Source organism: Sessilibacter sp. MAH1 (assembly GCF_054658315.1).
The window spans coordinates 112906-135680 of record NZ_BAAGIC010000001.1; the positions used below are offsets into that span (position 1 = coordinate 112906).

Consider the following 22775-nt stretch of genomic DNA (forward strand, 5'->3'; position numbering starts at 1 on the left):
GCCTTAAAACGCGCGACGCACTAAGCCGGTACCGAAAATGCCCGAATCAATGTTGGGATTACCATAGTAGGTAACGGTGCCTGAACCGGAAGTGCTGACGTCTAAGTTTTCTAATACGTTAACCAAAGCGTTCGCAGAACCTGCGATGGCGATTTCTGCTTGATGCATGATGAGGTTGGCGGCATCAAACAAGCCCGACCCGGAAAGCGATATGGCAGAGGTTTCTACCTCGCCGACGTGATCGATATGAACTCCGGCGCTGCCAGAAATATTGGTGCGCAGATGGTTGGCCTTCAGCTCAAATATGTTGACGTTGCCTGAGCCTGATACGGTGAGATTGACGTCGGTGCTGGTGAGTAATTCGCCCCAGATTTCGCCGGTCCCATGACTGGTAATTTTGAGTTTTTGCGCAGATATTTTACCCAAGGATAATAATCCGGTACCCACAGACGCTAGGCTCAGTTTGTCGGCATTTAGAGACTCAATTTTAGTTTCTAATACATTTTCGAGGACGAGTTTTTCTAGATTTTTGATACCAATTTCTAGAGAGATCGGCAGGAGTGCATCGGTCTTGCTACCCAATGAGAGCACGTTGTCTTGAAATTGACCGTCAATATTGGCAAGCGCCTGTGAAGGACCGGTGGCGGTTACGTATTCTTTGTCACCCTGAATTAGCGTCACTTGGTAGAAGTCAGACACATCAATCTGATGAACCTCTGACAAGTTAAACGTTTTTTTGCCTTGATTGGCATCTTCAGCGTGTGCGGCGTTTGCGAACATAATTATCCACATCGTGAATGCAGCAAAACTCCACAACCAAATCAGCGAGCGGATGTGTTGGTGTTGTCGGTGAATCATTGGAAGCGATGTTGCGCTTAACATGTCATTGGTCCGAGTTAGTTGTGATGGTGTTATATGTAACTATATCACCATTACGCAGAAGCTCAATAGCTTTTTTGTGTAAATCTTAGTCAGCACAGAATTGAATGTTTGGTGTGAGTGTTTACTATCGATAAAATCTTTTATATGCCATGCTTTGAGGGTTTTAAACGGAGCTATTAATCGTTAAGGTGGGTGGTTTCTCAGGAGTTATTCACAAAAGTACTGGATAAAATACTCTCTTGTGAACAGCTAAGAGTAAGATCGAGTATTCGTTTCTACAGTCTGGTATTTGTCGCCAACGAAAGTCTTGCGCGAATTCGGTACTTGTTTTTATTTCTTGGTTAGACTTATACCAAATGTTCTACACGTTGGGCGTTCTATGAAAATTATCTCTTTTACTGATGCTAGAAATAGGCTTAAAGCAGTTTTAGACAGCGTTGTGGATGACGCAGATATCGTTGTAATTACTCGTCGTGACACTGAAGATGCCGTGGTAATGTCGCTGGATTATTACAATAGCCTTATGGAAACGGTGCATTTACTTCGTTCGCCTGTTAATGCTGAGCACTTAAATCGTTCAATTGCACAATTTAAAAATCGAAAAACAACTCATAGAGCGCTGATTGATGAGTAGTAGGCTTTCATCGTGAACTGATGAAGCTTGGAACAGTTACATCTATTGGCAGACACAAGATAAGAAAACGTTAGAGTGCATCAACAAATTAATCGCTGATGCTCAACGCTCTTCGTTCGAAGGTAATGGCAAGCTAGAAGCGTTAAAAGAAAATCTCTCCGGCTTCTGGTCGCGGAGAATCGATGATATCAATCGTTTGGTTTATGCCGTAGACGATATCGCAATCACGATTATCTCGTGTAGGTACCACTACTGACGACTATAGGAACCTCTGATTAACTCATCCCTGATTTAATCAGAGGGCAGAAATTGAAAATGCAATTTCCAATTTCTTCACAATTTCAATCACTTACCGTTCTAGAAATTGGCGACACATTCTTGTGTCGCTGGAAACTCTGGGTTAATCAGAGCTTCCTATAAAAATTGAATATCAGAAAATATTCAATTCATCCCAAATACCATCGATTTTGTCTTTCACTGTTTGATCCATAGCGATTGCGGTGCCCCATTCGCGATTGGTTTCCCCTGGCCATTTATGAGTAGCATCCATTCCCATTTTTGAACCGAGACCCGAAACCGGAGAGGCAAAATCCAAATAATCGATGGGGGTGTTTTCTACCAGTGTGGTGTCGCGAGCCGGGTCCATACGAGTAGTAATAGCCCAGATCACATCATTCCAATCCCGAGCATTGACGTCGTCATCGGTTACGATAACAAACTTCGTGTACATAAATTGGCGCAGGAAAGACCAAACCCCCATCATCACACGCTTGGCATGGCCGGGATATTGTTTTTTCATGGTCACAACGGCGAGTCGGTAAGAGCAGCCTTCTGGCGGCAAATAAAAATCGACAATCTCGGGGAATTGCTTTTGCAAAATCGGAATAAACACTTCGTTTAAGGCGACGCCTAAAACTGCCGGTTCATCGGGTGGTCGGCCGGTATAGGTGCTGTGATAAATCGGATTTTTGCGATGAGTAATTCTGTCTACAGTAAATACCGGGAAAGAATCCACTTCGTTGTAGTAACCGGTATGGTCACCAAACGGGCCTTCGTCGGCCATTTCACCGGGCGCAATATGGCCTTCCAGAATAAATTCCGCAGAAGCCGGTACTTGTAGATCATTACCGATACATTTCACCACTTCGGTTTTATCGCCACGTAATAAACCTGCAAACGCGTATTCGCTGAGCGTATCGGGAACGGGCGTCACTGCGCCTAAGATAGTCGCTGGGTCGGCGCCGAGTGCCACAGACACCGGGAATGGCTGACCCGGATGTTCTATTTGCCAATCACGAAAATCGAGTGCGCCACCGCGATGGCTTAACCAGCGCATGATCAGCTTGTTTTTGCCAATCAATTGCATGCGATAAATACCCAGATTTTGTCGTTCCCTTTGAGTGCCACGAGTCACAACCAAAGGCCAAGTTACCAAGGGAGCCGCGTCACCCGGCCAGCAGGTTTGGATGGGCAGCTTGGTTAAATCGACCTGATCGCCTTCGAGTTTGATGTCTTGGCAAGGCGCCCGCGAGACTTCTTTTGGGCCCATATTCAACACTTGCTTGAAGATCGGCATCTTGCTCCAGGCGTCTTTCAAACCTTTTGGCGGTTCAGGTTCTTTTAAAAACGCCAGCAACTTACCCACTTCGCGCAAAGCTTCGACATCTTTTGCTCCCATTCCTAGAGCAACACGTTCGGGTGTGCCAAACAAGTTGGCCAATACCGGAATATCACTGCCGACGGGATTTTCGAATAACAACGCCGGGCCACCGGCTCGCAGCGTGCGATCGGCGATTTCGGTCATTTCTAAATTGGGATCAATGGCGTGAGTGATGCGTTTGAGTAGGCCGCGTTTTTCGAGCAGGTCTAAGAAGTCTCGTAAGTCTTTGTATTTCAGGGCTTTATCGGTCATGAATACTTGTCGTGCAATGAATGGCTGGGAAGTCAGGTACGTAACAAAACGAGTTTTGTATTGCTATTGTATCAGCGAGCGCTGTTGGACGTTCAGTAAGATTTGCAGATGAGAAGTGGTGAAAACCGGCCGAGAGCCGACCGGTTTAGTCTGATGCTTCGATTACTTACGTTTCATCGATAAGAAGAATTCATCGTTGGTTTTGAAGTTTTTCAACTTATCCACAAGGAATTCGGTTGCGGCAACATCTTCCATGTCGTGAAGAAGTTTGCGCAAAATCCATACGCGTTGTAGCTCGTCTTCTTTCATCAACAAGTCTTCGCGACGGGTGCCTGAGCGGCGTACATTGATCGCTGGGTAAACGCGCTTTTCGGCGATTTTACGATCAAGGTGTAATTCTTGGTTACCGGTACCTTTAAATTCTTCGAAGATAACTTCGTCCATTTTTGAGCCGGTATCGATCAACGCAGTCGCAACAATCGATAAGCTTCCGCCTTCTTCGATATTACGTGCAGCACCGAAGAAACGCTTAGGACGTTCAAGGGCGTGGGCATCAACACCACCGGTCAATACTTTACCGGATGAAGGCACAACGGTGTTGTAGGCACGTGCTAAACGGGTTACCGAGTCTAGAAGAATGACAACGTCTTTTTTGTGTTCGGTTAAGCGTTTGGCTTTTTCGATCACCATTTCGGCAACTTGTACGTGGCGTGAAGGTGGTTCGTCGAAGGTTGAGGCAACCACTTCGCCGCGCACCGAGCGCTGCATTTCGGTTACTTCTTCAGGACGTTCATCGATAAGAAGAACGATTAGATGGCATTCTGGGTTGTTACGGGTAATAGCCTGAGCGATGTTCTGCATCATGATGGTTTTACCGGCTTTCGGTGGCGCTACAATCAAGCCACGTTGACCTTTACCAATCGGCGCAATCAAGTCGATGATTCGACCCGTTAAATCTTCTGTTGAACCATTACCGGCTTCTAAAACTAAACGTTGATCTGGGAATAAGGGTGTTAGGTTTTCAAACAATACTTTGTTGCGCAGTTTTTCCGGTTTGTCGAAGTTAATCTCATTAACTTTTAACAGAGCAAAGTAGCGCTCGCCGTCTTTAGGAGGACGAATCTTTCCTGCAATGGTGTCACCTGTGCGCAGGTTAAAGCGTCGGATTTGGCTAGGAGAAACGTAGATATCGTCGGGACCGGCAAGGTAGGAGCTGTCTGCGGAGCGTAAAAAGCCGAAACCATCTTGAAGGATTTCAAGTACACCGTCGCCATAAATATCTTCTCCGCCTTTTGCGTGGCGTTTAAGAATGTTGAAGATGATGTCTTGTTTTCGCGACCGAGCCATGTTTTCGAGGCCCATCTCTGTTGCGATATTAATAAGTTCCTCGATGGGTTTCGTTTTTAGGTCTGTTAAATTCATAGGTAATTGAAGTCTTAGGGGTGGGCGCCGTACGAGCAAGTTCTCGATACGGATTGATTAACGATTGGTTTGTATAAACCGGTTAGTGAAAATTGTTCTGATAAAAAATTGTTTCAAAATTTGCGAATCGCATAAAAGGTATTTTAATTTTCGGCATTCATAGAAATTAACTTAGGAAATTCGACAAAACGAAGCAATTTGAGTTGCTCTTTCATAAACGTTAGGTCGTTAAGATTATCAATTGAGTCAATTAAATCCTTGACGCGAATGGCTTCGATAAAACACCAGTATTTTTGCGAGGTATAATTTTTTATGCCTAACGCTACGTGGTTTTCAGCGTTTATTTGAGTGTTTTACTGGCGTTACCGAGCGACTAAAACACGGCTAATTGTTCTTATTTACGCAATTGATTTTGATATAAGAAAATCAATTGAAATTTTCAAATGTTATAGCGTATTAATGTCTTTGACCTTAATACAAGGAGCAACTGATTAACGGATAAATTAATCGGTCGTTCCAATAAATGTTCCGTAATCCAAAAGGGTTTATTGCATGTGATTTTATTGTTATGCAATAAACATAATTGGTTTTTATGTCGTTAATTTTAAATTGTATACCCGGTGCTCATTCAGTATGGCAAACATCTCGGAAAAGTTTGGAGGACATCAATAATCAGAGTCGATAGAAAGTATTCAAATGGAAATTAAGGCTTTCTAGGACGAAGGCATCACTCGGAATTTATGGGGAGTGTGCAGACCTGCAAACTTGAGGCAAGAGTATGACTGGGCAGAAACAAAACAAGTATAGCGATAAGTTCGGGCGAGTGCAAAACGGTGTTTTAAATTTCTTCAAAATTTTGATCACATTTTTGGTAATCAAAAGAATTTTCGGCCGGTTTGCACTGCTTCGCCCTTACGTATTACAGCGCGCTGTCGATAAAATCGATAAGCTGCTGCTTAGACAATGCGCCCACTTTGGTAGCTTCTAAATTTCCGTTTTTGAAAATCATCAGCGTTGGAATGCCACGGATATTAAATTTAGAGGCGGTTTCTTTGTGCGCATCTACGTCCATTTTGCAGATGGTCACTTTGCCGTCGTATACACCCACCAATTCTTCAAGAATGGGTGCAATCATTTTACAGGGGCCACACCAGGTCGCCCAGAAGTCCACCAAAACAGGACCTTCTGCACCTAGGACTTGCTCTTCAAAAGTGTCGTCAGTGATCTGTAGGATCGCTTCACTCATGTTCTTGTCTCCGTTTAATTCTGTTTGCCCGTTGGCTAGATAGGGTAATAGGGCAGGGATGATAAGGACTGTAAGGCTCAAGGACAAGCGCTTAATCGTTCTTGTGCTAGGAGTTTTTTAAGTCACAGTCCATATTTTATGTTTGTTTAATTCTTCAGCGACTGTAAAAGGCGATTCTGCACGCCATCGTCTAAATCCCTCTTCGTTTGAGGGGTGTATTCACCATCACTACCTAACACCCAACTTTGGGATTTGTCTTCCAAATAGGCTTCCAAATCGTATAGCACACGGTTTGCCAAGCTGGATGATTGGATCGGAAAACAAACTTCAACACGTCGGTTGAGGTTGCGTTCCATCAAATCCGCCGAGCCACAATAAATGGAAGGTTGTGCATTTGCAAAGTAGTAGGTGCGAGTATGCTCTAAAAAGCGTCCGACAATGGATTTTACGCGAATGTTTTCCGACACGCCTGGAATACCTGGGCGTAAACAACACATGCCGCGAATGATCAAATCAATAGATACGCCGTGTTGGCTGGCGCGGTACAGGGCATGAATGATGTCAGGCTCTGTTAGACCGTTCGCTTTCATAATAATTCGGGCTTTATTACCCGCATTAGCAGCCGTGATTTCTTGTTCGATCAGCTCAATTAATCCTGCTTTTAACGTAAATGGCGCATTTAGTACCCGCTTTATACGCTCTATTTTGCCCATACCGGTTAATTGTTGGAAAACTTTGTGAACGTCCGCACAAATATCTTCGTCGGCCGTTAAAAGTGAATAATCGGTGTAAAGACGAGAAGTGCCAACGTGGTAGTTACCGGTACCCAAGTGCACATAACGGCGCAATTTTTTACCTTCGCGACGTACGATTAAAATCATTTTTGAGTGGGTTTTGTAGCCAACCACGCCATAAACCACAACAACGCCCGCAGCTTGTAATTCAGCGGCAAGGGCAAGGTTCTCTTCTTCATCGAAGCGTGCTCGCAATTCAACGACAGCGGTTACTTCCTTTCCATTTCGTGCTGCCTCTAGCAACGCATGTACGATCGGAGAATTGTCGCCGGTTCGATAGAGCGTTTGTTTAATCGCTAACACATCAGGGTCGACGGCCGCCTGACGAATGAGATCAATCACCGGTGTGAACGACTCAAACGGATGCATGAGCAGATAATCTTTTTTGGCAATAGAAGTAAACATGCTTTTTCGGTCGCGCAGACCTTTGGGGATACCCGGTGTAAACGACGGATAACTCAGGTCGGGGCGATTGACTAAGCTTGGAATGCGCATCAGTCTTTTTAGATTTACTGGGCCGTTCACTTGATAAAGATTGCTGCGATCGAGCTTGGTTTTTTCTAACAAAATATCAATCAGCGCGTCGGGGCAATCGTCGGCCACTTCAAGGCGAATGGCGCGACCAAATCGACGTGACGCCAATTCGCCTCTTAACGCCAAGGCTAGGTCGGCAACACCCTCCATATCCACATCCAAATCGGCGTTGCGTGTAATACGAAATTGATAGCAGCCTTTAACCGTCATGCCCGGAAATAACGAATCAACATGGGCGTGAATCATCGACGATAAAAACACGAAGTTGTCGCCACCTTCGCACAGTTCATCCGGTATGCGAATAACGCGATCGAGAGATCTCGGCGCGGGCACAATTGCTAAACCGGTTTCGCGACCAAAGGCGTCTTTGCCTTCAAGAGAGACAATGAAGTTCAAACTCTTGTTAACCAGCAACGGAAACGGGTGTGCGGGATCGAGTCCAATGGGACTGCTAACGGGGATGATGTTTTCTTTGAAGAAGGTTTTTACCCAGTCTTTTTGAGCGTCAGACCAATCACCTCGGCGAACAAAATGAATGTTTTCTTTTTGCATCTCCGGGATAAGTTGTTCATTCAAGATTTTGTACTGATGTTCAACCAGTGGGTGACACATTTCGCTAATTTTGTGCAACACCTCTTCTGGCGGTAAACCGTCAAGGCCAGCACGTTCTTGTTCTAAATCGATACGCGAGAATAGCCCCGATACTCGGATTTCGAAAAATTCATCCAAGTTGGAGCTGAAAATAAGCAAAAATTTGAGTCGCTCCAACAGAGGATGACCATAATCGAGAGCCTGTAATAAAACCCGCTGGTTAAATTTCAGATGACTGATTTCTCGATTGATGTAGAAATCTGGATTATTTAAAGATATTGGCTGAGTGTCTGGATCTTTTTTACTAGCTTGGTCTTGTGACATGGGTTGACTATCTTCTAAGAGCCGTTAGCCACTAATGCAATTGGCTAAACAATTTGCTGGAATTCGTTTTCATAGGTATTTGGCTGATTCAAGTTAACCACATCGGTAATCGAGCTGTTACGCCAAATTTGATAACACTAATTTATTGAAGTTTTCGAAAAATTGAAACTCGCAGAATCAATTTCTTCATATTCATTGAATGATTAAAGAACTTTAAAAGTTTAGCCAATGCGTATGACATATTAAGGTCAGAATAAACGGTTATTGATATTGTCGCGAGCAATAAATCGTGTTGAGAAATTTTCCCGATGAACTATGAGGCTTGTCTAAAATAGTTGGCGAACACGGCCATATTCGCTAACTGCAAATCAACTCAGGCTTTTGATTCTGAAGTTTCAATCTCTAATTCATGTATGGCCGTCAACAAACTTTGCATCGACATAGGTTTGGTCAGATAGTAGTTCATGCCCGAGGCAAACACGGCTGTTTGGTGTTCGGCCAAAACGTGGGCCGTCAAAGCAATGATGGTAATTGGGACCCGTTGATTTTCGCGTTCAAATTCGCGAATCAAACGCGCCGCTTGAAAGCCGTCCATTTCAGGCATTTCACAATCCATTAAGATCATGTCAAAAGGTACTGGCGCATTTATTACCGCATCAACGGCAAGTCGGCCATTTTCCACAACGGTAGGAATCGCCTTTAGCTTTTTCAACATGCCTTTTATAACCATTTGATTCACCGAATTATCTTCGGCGACCAAGACTTTTAAACCGGAAATAAATTCTGACGTTTTGGTGACGGGCTTTGGCGTATTCTTGGATTTAAATGAGCTTTGCTTGCCAGAAAGAATATCAAATAACGAATGCTCAAGCTGATTCAGCATCAAGGGCTTGGGTAGCTGTGCTTCTAGCGACAAAAAAGTACTTTGTTCAATTTGCGAAAAGATTTCGTTTACCCATTGGTTCTTCTGCGGCTGACTAATACTCACCGAAGAAATGGTAATGATTGGTATTGGCTTTGGCGCTCGCGAAAATTGTTTGAGCGAATTTAACAATTTTTGAAAATGTTCTTGAGTGGTTAGCTCAGTGAACGGTTTGGCTAAACTATTTTCTAAATAGCGATTAATATCGATAATAACAACGTCTACATTATTTGCAGCATTTAAATCATTTAGGCTGAAATAGTTGCGGTTGCTTTTCCAGTAATCAAATTTTCGAGTAATAATTTCTTGATAAAAATCGGTAATGCCTAAAAACAAGATGGAGTTTTGAGTTTTCCATTTTGATAAATCATCGGGATTAAAGACTTGGTTTTTGAGGAGTAAGGGGTTGACGTCTAATTGGATGTGAAATTTTATTTGTGTGCCTCTGGGGTGATTTATACAGGCGGCAATGTCGCCATTCATCATCTCGACCAGATGTTTACAAATGGCTAAACCTAAGCCGGTGCCGCCGTATTTTCGGGTCGTACTATTGTCACCCTGCTGGAAGGGTTCAAACAATAATTTGGCTTGATCTAGGTTAATACCAGTACCTGAGTCTTCTACCGAAAAGTGAATATCATATTCATGTTGTTGTTTTGATTTCAGCGATACATCCAAAAATACGTAGCCACGTTCGGTAAACTTTAAGGCATTGCTGATTAAATTATTCAGAATTTGTCGTATCCGTGTAGGATCGCCCAAATAATGGCTGGGAATATCCGGGGCAATTCGCGATATTAATTCAATATTTTTATGATTGGCTTGGCGAGCGAAGAGTTGTAAGCAGTCGTTAATAACTTCTTCTAATGAAAATTCAATATGCTCTAAGTGAAGTTTATTGGCTTCGATTTTAGAGTAGTCAAGAATGTCATTGATGATGGTTAATAAACTGTTGCCTGATCGATAAATAACATCGAGCTGCTTTTTTTGTTCGCGATCTAATGGGGAATCTTTTAACAGCTCAATCATGCCGAGCACGCCGTTCATGGGGGTGCGTATTTCGTGGCTCATGGTTGCTAAAAAATGGCTTTTTGCGCGGTTTTCGGCTTCGGCGATGGTTTTTTGTTTGCGCGATTCGATTTTCTCTAAGGTTTCTAGACGCAGTTTTTCTTCCATGATTTGTCGGCGTTCTATATCTTGCAGCAGTGTTTCGCGCATAGTGTTGAAGGCTTCGACGATGTTATCGAGTTCATCGGTATGTTTGTGGTGAACTCGATTGAGTTTCAGTGGTGATTCTAAGTTATTTAAATTAACGCGCTTTGCAAACTCGGCGATAGACTCCATGTGCCGGGTTAGCAGCTTACGAATGAGCAGTAACAACAGCAGCGCAATAACAAAGGTTTGAATCCCCTGGAATAATGCGGTCACGCCCGTGCGTTGAATAAGGTTGTGTTTTAACCGGGCTAGGCTTGCGGTGACTTGCAATTGACCCAGACTTTGTTCGGTGAGATTTTTCTCTCGATACACCAAATCGTAAGTTTTTATCAGCAAATCGGAATCATTAAATTGCAGTAGGCTGATTCCCGAGACGATCTCGCGCTGTTGTTTATTCCAATCCGTCCACACTACTTTCGCCTGAATAACATCTTCGACATCCAGTAGGCTATTAACCTGGATGATTAGCTGTTCTTCGTCGAAGGACCAAAGACTACTGGTGATGCTTGGCAACAGGCTGATTTTGACTTGGTCAATACGTTTGTTAAGAAGTGAGAGGTCGTTTTGGTAGCCGATGTAGACGCTAATTAAGGTGGCCGCAAGAGCGATAGCCGTAGTGATGAGAATGACCAACGACAGCAATCGATAGGCAATCGAGTTTTTGAATTTATGAACAAATTTCTGCCGATCGATCATGACATCACAGTTTCTCGGTTTTCCGTGCAATCCATTTCATCGATTATCTTAGCAGCTTTGCTGGCGAATTTGGGCTTGGTTTTTTGTACTGATTTGATCCAAATTATTGTGCGTGGTGTTCTGGTGGAGCCGTGATCTACAAGAAGTAATCCAACGTGTTGTTCAAATATTTAAGCCCCAGATCCGTAGGTTTTATGGTCTCGACACCCGAACGATCGACAATTTCGATCAATCCCTTGTTAATAGGCGCGGTTAGATTCAGTTTGTTGAGTTCGAGTCCCGTTCTGCCTTGGTATAAGGAGACATCCACACCCTCGACCAGACGTAAACTATTCATAAAAAACTCTAAGGGCAATTCGTCTTTCGACACAATTTTTTGGTTAGCGGTAAACCCGAGCAAAGAATCTTTTTTGAGATAGTCTGCCGGAAGACGCGTTTTCCAGTAGCGCTCAATAGTATTTTGTTCAGTATGGGTGATCTTGCCGTGAGCGCCTGCGCCAATAGCGAGGTAATCGCCAAACTGCCAATAATTTAGATTGTGCTTTGATCGGCTCGACGGGCTTTTCGCGTAGGCAGAGATCTCGTATTGCTGGTAGCCGTGTTCTTGTAGGCGAGCCAAGCCGAATTCTTGAATATCCGCGAGGCAATCTTCTTCGGGTAGTTGCGGTGGGCGGGAATAAAACTCGGTGTTGGCTTCGATGGTTAATTGGTACCAAGACAGATGATCCGGCTCGAATCTCGCTGCCATATCGATATCACGAAGCGCCTGCTCGACGGTTTGACCCGATAAACCATGCATTAAATCGAGATTAAGACGCGTAAAACCCGCCTGTTTTGCCATCTCGATGGCTCTCTGAGCGTCGGTATCGTTATGAATGCGACCGAGTTTGATGAGATGCTCAGGTTGAAACGATTGAATTCCAAGTGAGAGGCGATTCACGCCCGCGCGAAAAAAATCCGCGAATTTGGCCTGCTCTGCGGTTCCCGGATTAGCCTCAAGGGTAATCTCAATAGCCTCGTCGAAGCCAATCATACGCTCGGCTTGCTCAATAATTGTGCCGATGGTTTTGGCAGTGAATAAACTCGGTGTGCCACCGCCAAAAAAGATACTCGAAATCTTTCGGCCGTAAGTATATTGCCGCTCCAGAGTTAAATCGTCCAAAAGCTTAGTAAGATATTCTTGCTCAGGAATCTCATTGCCACCGGCGTGGGAGTTAAAGTCGCAGTAAGGGCATTTGCGTACACACCAAGGAATGTGAACGTACAGGGCCAACGGAGGCAGGGCAAGTTTAGTCACAGTACTTATTGCGCCTTAAGTTCAGCCAGTAATTTTTGCAGAGCGATGGCTCTATGGCTTATGGCACTTTTTTGTTCTTTGCTGAGCTGCGCGGCTGCGCAACCGTGCGTTGGCACCCAAAATACCGGGTCGTAACCAAAACCAAAATCACCTTGTGGAGCACGTAAAATTTCACCGCACCATTGGCCGCAAACGACCGTTGGTGTTGGGTCTTGCCAGTGCGTCACCAAGGCCAAGGCGCAAACAAAGTGAGCGCTGCGATCAGTTTCATCGCTCAATTCTGCAAGCAGTTTTTGATTATTCTCAGAGTCGCCACCGCCGCTGTATCTGGCCGATTGAATTCCGGGGGCGCCATTTAATGCAGTTACACACAGACCCGAATCGTCGGCCAGTGCGGCCAAGCCAGAAATTTTAGATGCATGACGGGCTTTGATGAGAGCGTTTTCGATAAAGCTCAGACCGGTTTCGTCAGCGTCGGCAATGTTAAATTCCGACTGTGCTAACACGTTTACATTGAACGGCGACAGCAGCAGAGATAACTCTTTCAACTTGCCAGCATTGTTGCTGGCTAGGACGAGCTTTTCAGGCAGTTTAAGCATATTCACTATTGAGATTTATAGAGTTTTTTATTGAATTGAACGCGAATTGCCTTGTCGTGGCCTTCGGGTGTGACCTTCAAATAGAAATTGTAGATTTCTTCGTCGAGGTGTCGTACCGGCGCTATGTAGTAGACCGTGTTGCCTTCGTTGATGGTTTTAAATTCAAGAGTTTGCGACTGCTGAAGCAGGTTGGATGCTTCACCCTCGATCGAAGCGGGAATACCCAGGGATTCGGTTTCCTTACCATCAACAGTGACGACTACGTTGAGCAGTGCTCGATCGGCACCACGAATTAATCCGTATTGCTCGGCGATATCGGGTTTGATGAACTCACTGGGAAACACACTGTAGACGATCTTGTAACCGTCTTCTGTCACAGAGCGTTCGTCGGCTGCTTGGCTCGATGCCGATGCCATAAGCAAGCTGAGCAGTGCAGTGCCAAGCCCTGCAATCCAGAATGTACGATGTGTGTGACGGTTTAACATGATGAATGTCCTCGTGACTAACTCAAATGATAGATCGCGGTTTCGCCAAACAGATTGGGCAGAACCTGCGAGCCAAATTGGTCGATGCTGTTATCGGTTACCACTTGGCGATGAAGCACTTTGATGTTCTTTTGGCGGCAGAGTATTTCAAAGTCTTTAAAGGTACAAAAGTGGATGTTGGGTGTGTTGTACCATTCATAGGGCAAAAAGTCGGAAACCGGCATCTTGCCTTGCAATGCCAAATATAAGCGCGCGCGCCAATGACCAAAGTTTGGAAATGTCACTATGCATTCTTTACCAATGCGTAACATTTCGTTGAGCAATAGATCTGGATAGCGCATGGTTTGCAGTGCTTGGGTCATGATGACCGTATCAAAACTGGCGTCGGCAAAATTTTGCAGGCTGCGCTCATCAAGATCGTGTTCGATAACGTTTACGTCTTTATCGATACATTGGTTGATATGATCTTCGTCGATTTCCAAGCCATATCCAAAGATGGATTTGTCTTGGGTCAGTTGCGCGAGCAGCGTACCGTCGCCGCATCCTAGATCGAGCACACGACTATTGGGAGAGACCCAATTGGCAATAATGTCTAAATCAATTCTCATCGCTTAGACCTCAATTCGTTTTAAATAGCGTGAAAATACCTGCTGATAGCGCTCGTTCGGTACCAAAAAGGCGTCATGACCATGGCTGGATTCGATTTCGGCGTACACCACGGGTTTTTGTGCCGCGATTAGTGCATCGGCGATTTCTCGGGAGCGTTCGGGCGAGAAGCGCCAATCGCTGGAAAAAGAGATGACTAGATACTTACAGCGAGCTTCGGCAAACGCCTTTGCTGGATCGTTTTCATATTCACGACTCAAGTCGAAGTAATCCAAGGCCCGGGTCATAAGAATGTAAGTGTTAGCGTCGAAGGTTCCGGAGAATTGTTCGCCTTGATACTTCAGGTAGCTTTCAATTTGAAACTCAACCAACTCTTCATTGCCCAGCTCGAAGTTGCCGCTTTTTAACTCGCGCCCAAATTTCTCGCCCATACCATCGCCAGATAAGTAAGTGATATGGCCGATCATACGAGCCACTGCCAAACCTTGTTTGGGATAGGTGTTGTGCTTTAAGTAGTGGCCGTCTTTGAAGTCTGGATCGGACGTAATTGCCTGTCGTGCGGTCTCGTTAAATGCGATATTTTGCGCGGAAAGCTTCATCGCCGAGGCAATAATAACGCAGTGGCGCAACCGGTTTGGATATTCCAGTGACCAGCGCATGGCCTGCATGCCACCAAGACTGCCGCCAATCACTGCGGCCCAGCATTCAATACCTAAAACGTCTGCTAATTTTGCCTGACTGTGAACCCAATCGCGTACCCTAAGTCGTGGAAAGTCTGCACCCCACACTTCGCCCGTTTTGGGATTGATACTGGTTGGCCCGGTTGAACCATGGCAGCCGCCAAGATTATTGAGACTCACCACAAAAAAGCGGCTGGTATCTATGGGTTTTCCGGGGCCAATATAGTTGTCCCACCAACCTGGCTTTTTCTCGTCGCTGCTGTGAAAACCAGCTGCGTGATGGTGGCCGGATAGGGCATGACAAATAAGAATCGCATTGCTGGCGGCTGCGTTTAATTCACCGTAGGTTTCATAAACCAGTTCATATTCTTCAAGGGTTTGGCCGCTGGCAAGGGTGAGATGTTCGGTAAACCTATGGCGTTTAGGTTGCACAATTCCCACAGAGTCTGTGGGTAAAGGTTTGGTCATGAGGTGGGGAGTCTCCTGAAAAGCTCACGAGTGCGTTCGAGTCAAGAATGCACCTAAACCTAGTATTATATGAGCTTTTCGGAAACATGCACCACATCGGTTAGGGTTGTGTGCGGCGCAGGTATAAAAACAGTGCTATTGCCCTGCGCTTTTGCGGGAAAATTGAAACGGAACCACTTTCGCAGAGCTTTGTGCGGCGGGTTCTAGGGCTTCGGTTGCTTCGATCAGCTGATTTAATGTGTAGAGACGATCTTCGCTGAGGGTGAGTTCTGCCCTAAGAGCAATTAATTGTTGATCGCTGGGTTTTTGTTGGTTGCCAAGTCGCGACAAGGCCAGCAATTCAACTTGTAAAAGCTGTTTTTGGCATTCATTGGGATACGATAACGGCGTCAGTGCCTGAGCCTGCCATATCGAAATTTGGTGAATGGTTTCGGTGATAAACGCGCGCAATTCGTGACAGAGATTTAGCAGAAAATAACGCACCACCGCCTTGTCTTGTGGGCCTTGCTCCACACTTTGCAAGTGCTTTTCATAACGTTGTTTCAAGCGCGCCAGAGCGACTCTACGATTACTCAAATCCAGCTTACGAGATGTTAACGGCATAGACTCCGTTTCTGCGGGCGTGCTGTATATCTCACTGATGAGCGTGTTGGCGTGATCGGCTTCGGCGATAAGTTTTTGCAAGCCAAACTGAACTTGTTTAAAGGCAGCCTTCATGGCTGGGCTTAATAACGCATCGGGATCGGCTGCGGCATCGTGCAGGTAATTAAAGATTTTTTCGATCTGCTTCTGATCAAATACCGCTAACAACGATTCGTATTGATGTTTGACCAAACGCTCGTGGGAGCGATGGATCAAAGACGCTTGGTGCACGCTGCGGTGCATATCTTTAATGGATTCTTTTACCTGCGTTAGCGTTTCGGTGCTGTTGTCGTTGGCGCTTCGTTGTACCGATTGCAGCATCTCAGCTTGATCTAAGAGGCGAGTATGTAGCTGATCGCGCGTTTGACGCATTAACACCAATGCATCTTCAATAGCGGGCAATTTAAGTAAGAGTTTTTGTTTATCAATTAACTCAGTCGTCAGTTGTGCTTCTAGCTGATCAAAGCGGCTTTTTTCAAGAAGACCCTTGTCGTCGCGGGCCTTGGCAAGCAATGCCTTTTTGGCAGAGATTGGGATCACTTGTTGAAGTGCTAAACCCAAAGCCAATGCTGTATCGGTGCGTACACCGTTAATACACGCTTCTTCTGAAGGCGCAGAGATCAGGTCGTCCCACAAACTATCGATTTTATTCAGCAGAACCATGGTTTTGCTGTTGTCTTCTTGGCTGACGTAATCGCGCCAAATAGCTCGATCGGTAGCACTTACTGGCGCGTCTGCTGATAACGTAAATAAGAGCAGGTCAGCTTCACTGAGCAATGAAATCGTCAGTTCTGGCTCAACGCCCTGAGCATTAAGTCCCGGTGTATCGATAATTTTTAAGCCCATCGCCAACAGTGGATGATCAAGATTGACCAATGCATAGCGCCAAGCTGGAATTTCTACCTGCTGAATATTTTGGGGGTGGCGATTTAAGGTCGAGCAGTTAAAACCAAGCTCGCGAGCTCGATCTTCGGTGACGTATTGTTTTTCGGCGATGCGACCCAGAGCATCTTGCAAGGACGCAGGATTGCTCACGTCAAAAGCGATGTTGATCCAATTGTTGGGGATTTTTTTATAAGCACCTACGCTCGACCCGGTTTTGCGCGTCGACATCGGCAACAATTGAATGCTGTTATTGGGTAAATCTGCGCTGTAGCCAATTTCCGTCGGACAAAGTGTGGTTCGCCACGGACGAGTAGGCATGACTCGGCATTGGTAACGTGAATAGAGTAAAGCGTTAATGAGCTCGGTTTTACCGCGGGAAAACTCGCCAACCAAAACACAGCTGCAGCTGTGATGCTGGCGCAACTGCTCCAGTGCTGAGTCGATAATCTGATCGGCTTGAGCACTGTGAAGTCCGCTCTTGTCGTACCAGTGTTTGAACGCAAGCAGCTTATTAATCAAAGCAACTCGATGTTGTTCAAGATCATTTAGTCGGCGTTGTAAGGTAAAAAGACTCATATTTTGAACAAAGGATCGTTTCTAAAGTGTCAATGAAATCAAGAGTTTTATCCGAGATAAGCGGTACAAGTTTTACTCAATAAATGTTTCAAGCGACATGCATGCCGAATAATAGCGACAAAAATTGGATAAAAGTTGAGTGAATCTCACCAAAACTGTGATATCTGACAGGCTATCTTGGGAATAACCGCACACTATTTGATGTGAATCGTTTAGTTTTACTGTTTACAGCAAAGTTCCTAATTAGTCAGAAACTTAACAAACATTTAAATTTGATTGACGTCTCAAAACATTCTATTACTGATTGTTGGCGGATATTTTTGTTAACCGCGTCTCGCGAAATCAGATTTTAGGTTATGGACAAGATAGACAAAGTATATTAAAGCCTAAATCTAGCCAGTGTGCTAGGGCTTAATATTTTTGAGGTTATTTTTAAGGCCTGAATAGACTTTAAGCAGATAGAATGATGAATGATGCGTCAGTCATTATCGCACTGAGACCAAAAAAAACATCGGTCTCAGCGTAAATTAGCAAGGTTGATTGGTTACCAATAACCGGGCACCAATTGTGGTAGTAAACCCACCTGACCCGCCAAACTCTGCAATAAAATATCGATGATTTTAACAAACAATAGAATGAAGATTGGACTGAGATCGAAGCCACCCATGGGCGGAATGAGTTTATATATTGGGGCGCGAATAGGTTCTAGTAACTGATTAATAAGTTGCAATGCTGGGTGATAGCTGCCAGGTGCGATGAAGCTTGCGATCACCATAACAATCACGCTCCAAAAAATAATGGTTACGGTAAACGACAGCAGTCCGATAGCTGCCCAAGCCAGTGCTATAAGGGGGTTAAATAGATGCTGATATACCGCCAGCACATTTAATTCAATGGCAATAAAACCCACCAAAATACCGAGCACGATGCAGGCGATGTCGAGCCCAAAGAATCCGGGAATAATTTTTCTTAAAGGCATTAAAACCGGGTTAGTGATCTTAACAACCGACTGTGAGATGGGGTTGTAAAAATCGGCTCGGGCGAGCTGTAGTAGAAACCGCAAAACTACGAAAGAAAGATAAACCGTGGCCAAGGTTTGAATGACCAGAGTCGCGATGCTTGTTAGGGCCTGCATTGAATTATCCTGTCAGAACGAAACGTGTTTTATGAGTTAATTGGTGCGTCTAATTTTTACTGTTCTTTTAGCTCTTCACCCATGGCTTTGGAGCGGTTCGAGCAAGCAGTCATCGCTCGGGAAAAGATAGCACGGAGATTTTCGCTTTCAAACTGCTTAATAGCTTGTTCGGTTGTGCCGTTGGGTGATGTGACTTTGCGGCGCAGTTCGGCGGGTTGATCTGGGCTTTGTGCGGCCAGAGTAGCTGCACCAAGGGCGGTCTGAATGGCCAGTTGTTTGGCGACCTCAACGTTTAAACCTTGGCGAACGCCTTCTTCAATCATAGCTTCTAATATTAAGAAGAAGTATGCAGGACCACTGCCCGATACCGCCGTAACGGCGTGAATCTGCTCTTCGGTGTCTACCCAAACGCACAAGCCAATGGCAGACAATACACTTTGTGCCGAAGATTTTTGCGTTTCGCTACAGAGTTCGTTGGCGTATAAACCAATGGCACCTAACTGCACTAATGATGGTGTATTGGGCATGCAGCGGATGATGGCGTGTTCACCCAGCCAACCAATGTAGGTGCTGATCGGAATTCCCACCGCAACAGTGATGATTACTGCATCAGCCTTTAAATGTGGTGCAATTTCGAGACAAACCTCTTTCATAGCGTTGGGTTTGACCGCAAGAAGTACGATGTCTGATTGTTCAACGGCAGCTTTATTGTCAGACGTCGCCTCGATACCAAATTCTTTCGATAAGGCTTCGCAACGCTCAGGCGTTCTTGCCGTGGCGATTAATTGCTCTTTGGGTAATCCTCTGGCCAGTAATCCACCGATCATTGCGCCGGCCATATTGCCTGCACCTATGAACGCAACTGTAGAGGGGAAATGGCTAAGTTGATTGGATTGCGATGTCGAGTTGGTTTGGGTATTCACGTGCAACTACTTCTCTTTCTCTAACAATTGAGTTCTGCCCGAAAGCATACTGGGATTATATAGGTGTCTAGCCTATCTATCTTGGGCCAAAGATGTCAGTTCCAACCCGCACAATAGTCGAACCAGCCGCGATTGCGGCCTCTAAATCAGATGACATGCCCATCGATAAGGTGTCTAGATTGGCTTGTGGAAATTGCAGTTGCAGTTGGCGAAGGGCTTCAGCCATTTTTAAAAAAGATGCCTTTTGCGCGTTAAAGTTGTCGGCAGGTGCTGGAATGGCCATAAGCCCGCGTAGTCTCAGATTTTTCAAACCTAAGACCTGCTCTGTAAATTCTGGCAGTTCCTCGAAACTCAAACCGGATTTGGTTGCTTCTTGATCGACATTGATTTGCGCGCAAATCTGAATCACCTTACCCTCTGGACATTGCTCTGCGAGGCGTTGCGCGATTTTAAGTCGGTCAACACTGTGCACCCAATCAAAGTGTTCGGCGATGGCGCGTGTTTTGTTCGACTGAATAGGGCCGATGAAATGCCATTCGATATCAAGATCGGTAAGCTCGGATTGTTTTTCAAGAGCTTCTTGAAGGTAGTTTTCACCGAAAGATCTTAGACCGAGCGAAAAAGCTTCTCTTAGCTCGCTGGCCGATCGTTTTTTGCTCACCGCAAGCAGTTGTGGGGCTGGCTTTTGAAACTGATCGCAAGCGCTGTGAATTCGGTCTAGTACTTTATCTAGGTTGTGTTGAAGGTTGTGCATATACTTATTGAATCGCTTTTTTTAGGTCACACACTCAATACATTATGTCAGTTTTAAAGGGTGACTGCCGCTTTTGCGTGTATAACTTACTTATCTTCTCGTTTATAGCGGACGCTCGTTAAATTATTTAAACGTCACAAGGTTTCTTATGGATATCACAGAGTTGCTTGCTTTCAGTGCTAAACAAGGCGCTTCCGACTTACACCTTTCTGCGGGTCTACCGCCAATGATTCGTGTTGATGGCGATGTGCGACGCATTAACTTGCCGCCGCTTGAGCACAAGCAGGTTCACTCCTTGATATACGACATTATGAACGACAAGCAGCGCAAGGATTACGAGGAGTTTCTCGAAAATGACTTCTCCTTTGAGGTGCCAGGTGTTGCTCGTTTTCGTGTGAACGCTTTCAACCAAAATCGCGGCGCCGGAGCGGTATTTCGAACCATTCCCTCGAAGGTGTTAACGATGGAAGAGTTGGGCATGGGTCAGGTGTTTCGCGATATTTGTGCGGTGCCTCGCGGTTTGGTACTGGTTACCGGGCCGACCGGTTCAGGTAAGTCAACAACACTTGCCGCAATGATTGATTACATCAATAACAGCAAGTATGAACACATTCTAACTATTGAAGACCCCATCGAATTTGTGCACGAATCAAAAAAATGCCTGGTGAACCAGCGCGAAGTACACCGCGATACGCACGGCTTCTCCGAAGCGCTACGCTCGGCACTTCGGGAAGATCCAGACATTATTCTGGTGGGTGAGATGCGTGACTTAGAAACCATTCGTTTGGCGCTGACGGCGGCAGAAACCGGTCACTTGGTGTTCGGAACGCTGCATACAACCTCGGCAGCGAAAACCATTGACCGGGTGGTTGATGTATTCCCGGCCAACGAAAAAGCCATGGTGCGCTCGATGTTGTCGGAATCCTTGCAGGCGGTTATTTCGCAAACCTTACTTAAGAAAGCGGGCGGTGGTCGTGTTGCAGCTCATGAAATTATGCGCGGTACTCCGGCAATTCGTAACCTAATCCGCGAAGACAAGGTTGCCCAGATGTATTCGGCAATTCAAACCGGTGGTTCCCTTGGCATGCAGACCATGGATCAGTGTTTACAAGATTTGGTAGCGCGACGTGTGATTTCGCGTGAAGTGGCTCGCGAGAAAGCAAAAGCCCCTGAAGCCTTTTAATAACGAATTAATTTTTGGAGTATTTCTATGGAATTTGACCGGCTCTTATCGCTTATGGTTGAAAAAGGAGCTTCTGACCTTTTTATCACGGCTGGTGTTCCACCTTCTGTTAAGCTCCATGGCAAGGTTACTCCGGTAACAACACAGCCACTTTCGCCGGAAAAAACCCGGGAGTTGGTGTTGAGCGTGATGAACGAAAAACAACGCGCCGAATTTTTGGAGAAAAAAGAGCTTAACTTTGCAGTGAGCGCCCGAGGTATTGGACGTTTCCGTTGCTCGGCGTTTTATCAGCGAAACCTCGCCGGTATGGTGTTGCGGCGTATCGAAACCAATATTCCGCGCATTGATGATCTTGGCCTGCCAGACATTGTTAAAGAGTTGGCTATGACCAAGCGCGGCTTGATCATTTTTGTGGGCGCGACCGGAACCGGTAAATCCACATCTTTAGCGTCGATGATTGGTCACCGAAATCGCAACTCTAAAGGTCATATCATTTCTATTGAAGACCCGATTGAGTTCATTCATCAGCATCAAGGTTGCATTGTGACCCAGCGTGAGGTGGGTTTAGATACAGAATCCTTTGAGATTGCGCTGAAAAATACCTTGCGACAGGCGCCCGATGTTATTTTGATTGGTGAGGTGCGTACCCGTGAAACCATGGAGCACGCCATTGCTTTCGCAGAAACCGGTCACCTTTGTTTGTGTACTCTACACGCCAACAACGCGAACCAGGCGCTGGATCGAATCATTCACTTTTTCCCGGCCGATCGTCATTCGCAATTGTGGATGGATTTGTCGCTAAACCTTCGCGCGATTATTGCCCAGCAGTTGATCCCAACGCCGGACGGAAAGGGTCGACGAGCGTGTTTGGAAGTTCTGCTGAACTCGCCTTTGGCGTCGGATCTGATTCGCAAGGGTGAAGTGGCCGAATTGAAAGAGTTGATGAAAAAATCCAACGAGTTGGGTATGCAAACCTTCGATCAGGCATTGTTCGAACTTTATGATCGCGGTGAAATTACTTATGAAGACGCTCTTTCGCACGCCGATTCGCCAAACGATCTGCGTTTGATGATCAAGTTGGCGTCTGAAACCGATGCCGACTACCTAGGTAACGCTGCGAAAGAATTGAGCTTGCAATCGGACGATAGTGATCGCTCGAAATTGTTCTGAGTTTAATGTTGGGTCTTAGAAAGCAAAAAGAGCGCTTAATAGCGCTCTTCAGATTTTTTGATAAATCCCATAGTTAAAGAATCTATCGAAATTTTCGCGGCGGAAACTTCGGTCATTGGGATGAAATTTCAAAAAACGCATAAATACGTGCCTGTAGCTCCGCGACTTCATCCCGTGAATTCACGGTTTTTGAAATTCCA

At 45.4% G+C, this 22775-nt stretch carries 18 protein-coding genes and 1 pseudogene; 4 read left to right on the forward strand and 15 right to left on the reverse strand.

Features of this window, described 5'->3' with window-relative positions:
• Positions 1-3 precede the first annotated feature (3 nt).
• Positions 4-882 (reverse strand): GIN domain-containing protein, encoded by an 879-nt coding sequence (locus tag ACYQ28_RS00480; protein WP_460047289.1) that lies wholly within the window; start codon positions 880-882, stop codon positions 4-6.
• 379 nt (positions 883-1261) lie between these two features.
• On the opposite strand from ACYQ28_RS00480, the gene ACYQ28_RS00485 reads away from it, so the two are divergent.
• Positions 1262-1516: a type II toxin-antitoxin system Phd/YefM family antitoxin gene (locus ACYQ28_RS00485; protein ID WP_460047290.1), complete on the forward strand. Its 255-nt coding sequence runs from the start codon at positions 1262-1264 to the stop codon at positions 1514-1516.
• Between the two features lie 28 nt (positions 1517-1544).
• Positions 1545-1772 (forward strand): annotated as a pseudogene (locus ACYQ28_RS00490) (Txe/YoeB family addiction module toxin); the annotation flags it as partial.
• Positions 1773-1946: 174 nt separating this feature from the next.
• On the opposite strand, the gene ubiD reads toward ACYQ28_RS00490, so the two are convergent.
• From ubiD to ACYQ28_RS00560, 14 genes are all read right to left on the reverse strand, one after another.
• A complete protein-coding gene (ubiD, locus tag ACYQ28_RS00495) occupies positions 1947-3428 on the reverse strand; it encodes a 4-hydroxy-3-polyprenylbenzoate decarboxylase (protein ID WP_460047291.1) in 1482 nt (493 codons plus the stop codon).
• Between the two features lie 162 nt (positions 3429-3590).
• Positions 3591-4850 (reverse strand): transcription termination factor Rho, encoded by a 1260-nt coding sequence (gene rho / locus ACYQ28_RS00500; protein WP_460047292.1) that lies wholly within the window; start codon positions 4848-4850, stop codon positions 3591-3593.
• 919 nt (positions 4851-5769) lie between these two features.
• Positions 5770-6096, reverse strand: coding sequence for a thioredoxin TrxA (gene trxA, locus ACYQ28_RS00505; RefSeq protein WP_460047293.1), 327 nt, complete (start codon positions 6094-6096; stop codon positions 5770-5772).
• Between the two features lie 146 nt (positions 6097-6242).
• Positions 6243-8339, reverse strand: a complete 2097-nt coding sequence (gene ppk1 / locus ACYQ28_RS00510; protein WP_460047294.1) for a polyphosphate kinase 1 — start codon at positions 8337-8339, stop codon at positions 6243-6245.
• Positions 8340-8712: 373 nt separating this feature from the next.
• A complete protein-coding gene (locus ACYQ28_RS00515; protein ID WP_460047295.1) occupies positions 8713-11172 on the reverse strand; it encodes a hybrid sensor histidine kinase/response regulator in 2460 nt (819 codons plus the stop codon).
• A gap of 136 nt (positions 11173-11308) precedes the next feature.
• Positions 11309-12469 carry a radical SAM family heme chaperone HemW gene (hemW, locus tag ACYQ28_RS00520; RefSeq protein WP_460047296.1) on the reverse strand — a complete coding sequence of 387 codons (1161 nt, stop codon included), beginning with the start codon at positions 12467-12469 and terminating at the stop codon, positions 11309-11311.
• A gap of 5 nt (positions 12470-12474) precedes the next feature.
• Positions 12475-13068 (reverse strand): RdgB/HAM1 family non-canonical purine NTP pyrophosphatase, encoded by a 594-nt coding sequence (gene rdgB / locus ACYQ28_RS00525; RefSeq protein ID WP_460047297.1) that lies wholly within the window; start codon positions 13066-13068, stop codon positions 12475-12477.
• Between the two features lie 5 nt (positions 13069-13073).
• Positions 13074-13553: a DUF4426 domain-containing protein gene (locus ACYQ28_RS00530; protein WP_460047298.1), complete on the reverse strand. Its 480-nt coding sequence runs from the start codon at positions 13551-13553 to the stop codon at positions 13074-13076.
• 17 nt (positions 13554-13570) lie between these two features.
• Entirely contained in the window at positions 13571-14161 is a 591-nt protein-coding gene (gene metW, locus ACYQ28_RS00535) for a methionine biosynthesis protein MetW (RefSeq protein ID WP_460047299.1), read from the reverse strand.
• Between the two features lie 3 nt (positions 14162-14164).
• Positions 14165-15307, reverse strand: coding sequence for a homoserine O-succinyltransferase MetX (gene metX / locus ACYQ28_RS00540; protein WP_460047300.1), 1143 nt, complete (start codon positions 15305-15307; stop codon positions 14165-14167).
• A 135-nt stretch (positions 15308-15442) separates the two neighbouring features.
• Positions 15443-17410 carry a dynamin family protein gene (locus ACYQ28_RS00545; protein WP_460047301.1) on the reverse strand — a complete coding sequence of 656 codons (1968 nt, stop codon included), beginning with the start codon at positions 17408-17410 and terminating at the stop codon, positions 15443-15445.
• A 544-nt stretch (positions 17411-17954) separates the two neighbouring features.
• On the reverse strand, positions 17955-18545 hold the full coding sequence (locus ACYQ28_RS00550; RefSeq protein ID WP_460047302.1) for a YggT family protein: 591 nt from the start codon (positions 18543-18545) through the stop codon (positions 17955-17957).
• Positions 18546-18601: 56 nt separating this feature from the next.
• Positions 18602-19468, reverse strand: coding sequence for a pyrroline-5-carboxylate reductase (gene proC / locus ACYQ28_RS00555; protein WP_460047304.1), 867 nt, complete (start codon positions 19466-19468; stop codon positions 18602-18604).
• Between the two features lie 76 nt (positions 19469-19544).
• Entirely contained in the window at positions 19545-20222 is a 678-nt protein-coding gene (locus tag ACYQ28_RS00560; protein ID WP_460047306.1) for a YggS family pyridoxal phosphate-dependent enzyme, read from the reverse strand.
• 148 nt (positions 20223-20370) lie between these two features.
• Between ACYQ28_RS00560 and ACYQ28_RS00565 the strand changes: the two genes are divergently transcribed.
• Positions 20371-21405: a type IV pilus twitching motility protein PilT gene (locus ACYQ28_RS00565; protein ID WP_460047307.1), complete on the forward strand. Its 1035-nt coding sequence runs from the start codon at positions 20371-20373 to the stop codon at positions 21403-21405.
• Between the two features lie 27 nt (positions 21406-21432).
• A complete protein-coding gene (locus ACYQ28_RS00570) occupies positions 21433-22575 on the forward strand; it encodes a PilT/PilU family type 4a pilus ATPase (RefSeq protein ID WP_460047309.1) in 1143 nt (380 codons plus the stop codon).
• Positions 22576-22775: the final 200 nt, after the last annotated feature.

What these genes read in the sequence shown, in the direction of transcription:
- ACYQ28_RS00480 (WP_460047289.1), bottom strand. Translation starts at nt 882, where the DNA reads ATGTTAAGCGCAACATCGCTTCCAATGATTCACCGACAACACCAACAC.
- ACYQ28_RS00485 (WP_460047290.1), top strand. Translation starts at nt 1,262, where the DNA reads ATGAAAATTATCTCTTTTACTGATGCTAGAAATAGGCTTAAAGCAGTT.
- ubiD (WP_460047291.1), bottom strand. Translation starts at nt 3,428, where the DNA reads ATGACCGATAAAGCCCTGAAATACAAAGACTTACGAGACTTCTTAGAC.
- rho (WP_460047292.1), bottom strand. Translation starts at nt 4,850, where the DNA reads ATGAATTTAACAGACCTAAAAACGAAACCCATCGAGGAACTTATTAAT.
- trxA (WP_460047293.1), bottom strand. Translation starts at nt 6,096, where the DNA reads ATGAGTGAAGCGATCCTACAGATCACTGACGACACTTTTGAAGAGCAA.
- ppk1 (WP_460047294.1), bottom strand. Translation starts at nt 8,339, where the DNA reads ATGTCACAAGACCAAGCTAGTAAAAAAGATCCAGACACTCAGCCAATA.
- ACYQ28_RS00515 (WP_460047295.1), bottom strand. Translation starts at nt 11,172, where the DNA reads ATGATCGATCGGCAGAAATTTGTTCATAAATTCAAAAACTCGATTGCC.
- rdgB (WP_460047297.1), bottom strand. Translation starts at nt 13,068, where the DNA reads ATGCTTAAACTGCCTGAAAAGCTCGTCCTAGCCAGCAACAATGCTGGC.
- ACYQ28_RS00530 (WP_460047298.1), bottom strand. Translation starts at nt 13,553, where the DNA reads ATGTTAAACCGTCACACACATCGTACATTCTGGATTGCAGGGCTTGGC.
- metW (WP_460047299.1), bottom strand. Translation starts at nt 14,161, where the DNA reads ATGAGAATTGATTTAGACATTATTGCCAATTGGGTCTCTCCCAATAGT.
- metX (WP_460047300.1), bottom strand. Translation starts at nt 15,307, where the DNA reads ATGACCAAACCTTTACCCACAGACTCTGTGGGAATTGTGCAACCTAAA.
- ACYQ28_RS00545 (WP_460047301.1), bottom strand. Translation starts at nt 17,410, where the DNA reads ATGAGTCTTTTTACCTTACAACGCCGACTAAATGATCTTGAACAACAT.
- ACYQ28_RS00550 (WP_460047302.1), bottom strand. Translation starts at nt 18,545, where the DNA reads ATGCAGGCCCTAACAAGCATCGCGACTCTGGTCATTCAAACCTTGGCC.
- ACYQ28_RS00560 (WP_460047306.1), bottom strand. Translation starts at nt 20,222, where the DNA reads ATGCACAACCTTCAACACAACCTAGATAAAGTACTAGACCGAATTCAC.
- ACYQ28_RS00565 (WP_460047307.1), top strand. Translation starts at nt 20,371, where the DNA reads ATGGATATCACAGAGTTGCTTGCTTTCAGTGCTAAACAAGGCGCTTCC.
- ACYQ28_RS00570 (WP_460047309.1), top strand. Translation starts at nt 21,433, where the DNA reads ATGGAATTTGACCGGCTCTTATCGCTTATGGTTGAAAAAGGAGCTTCT.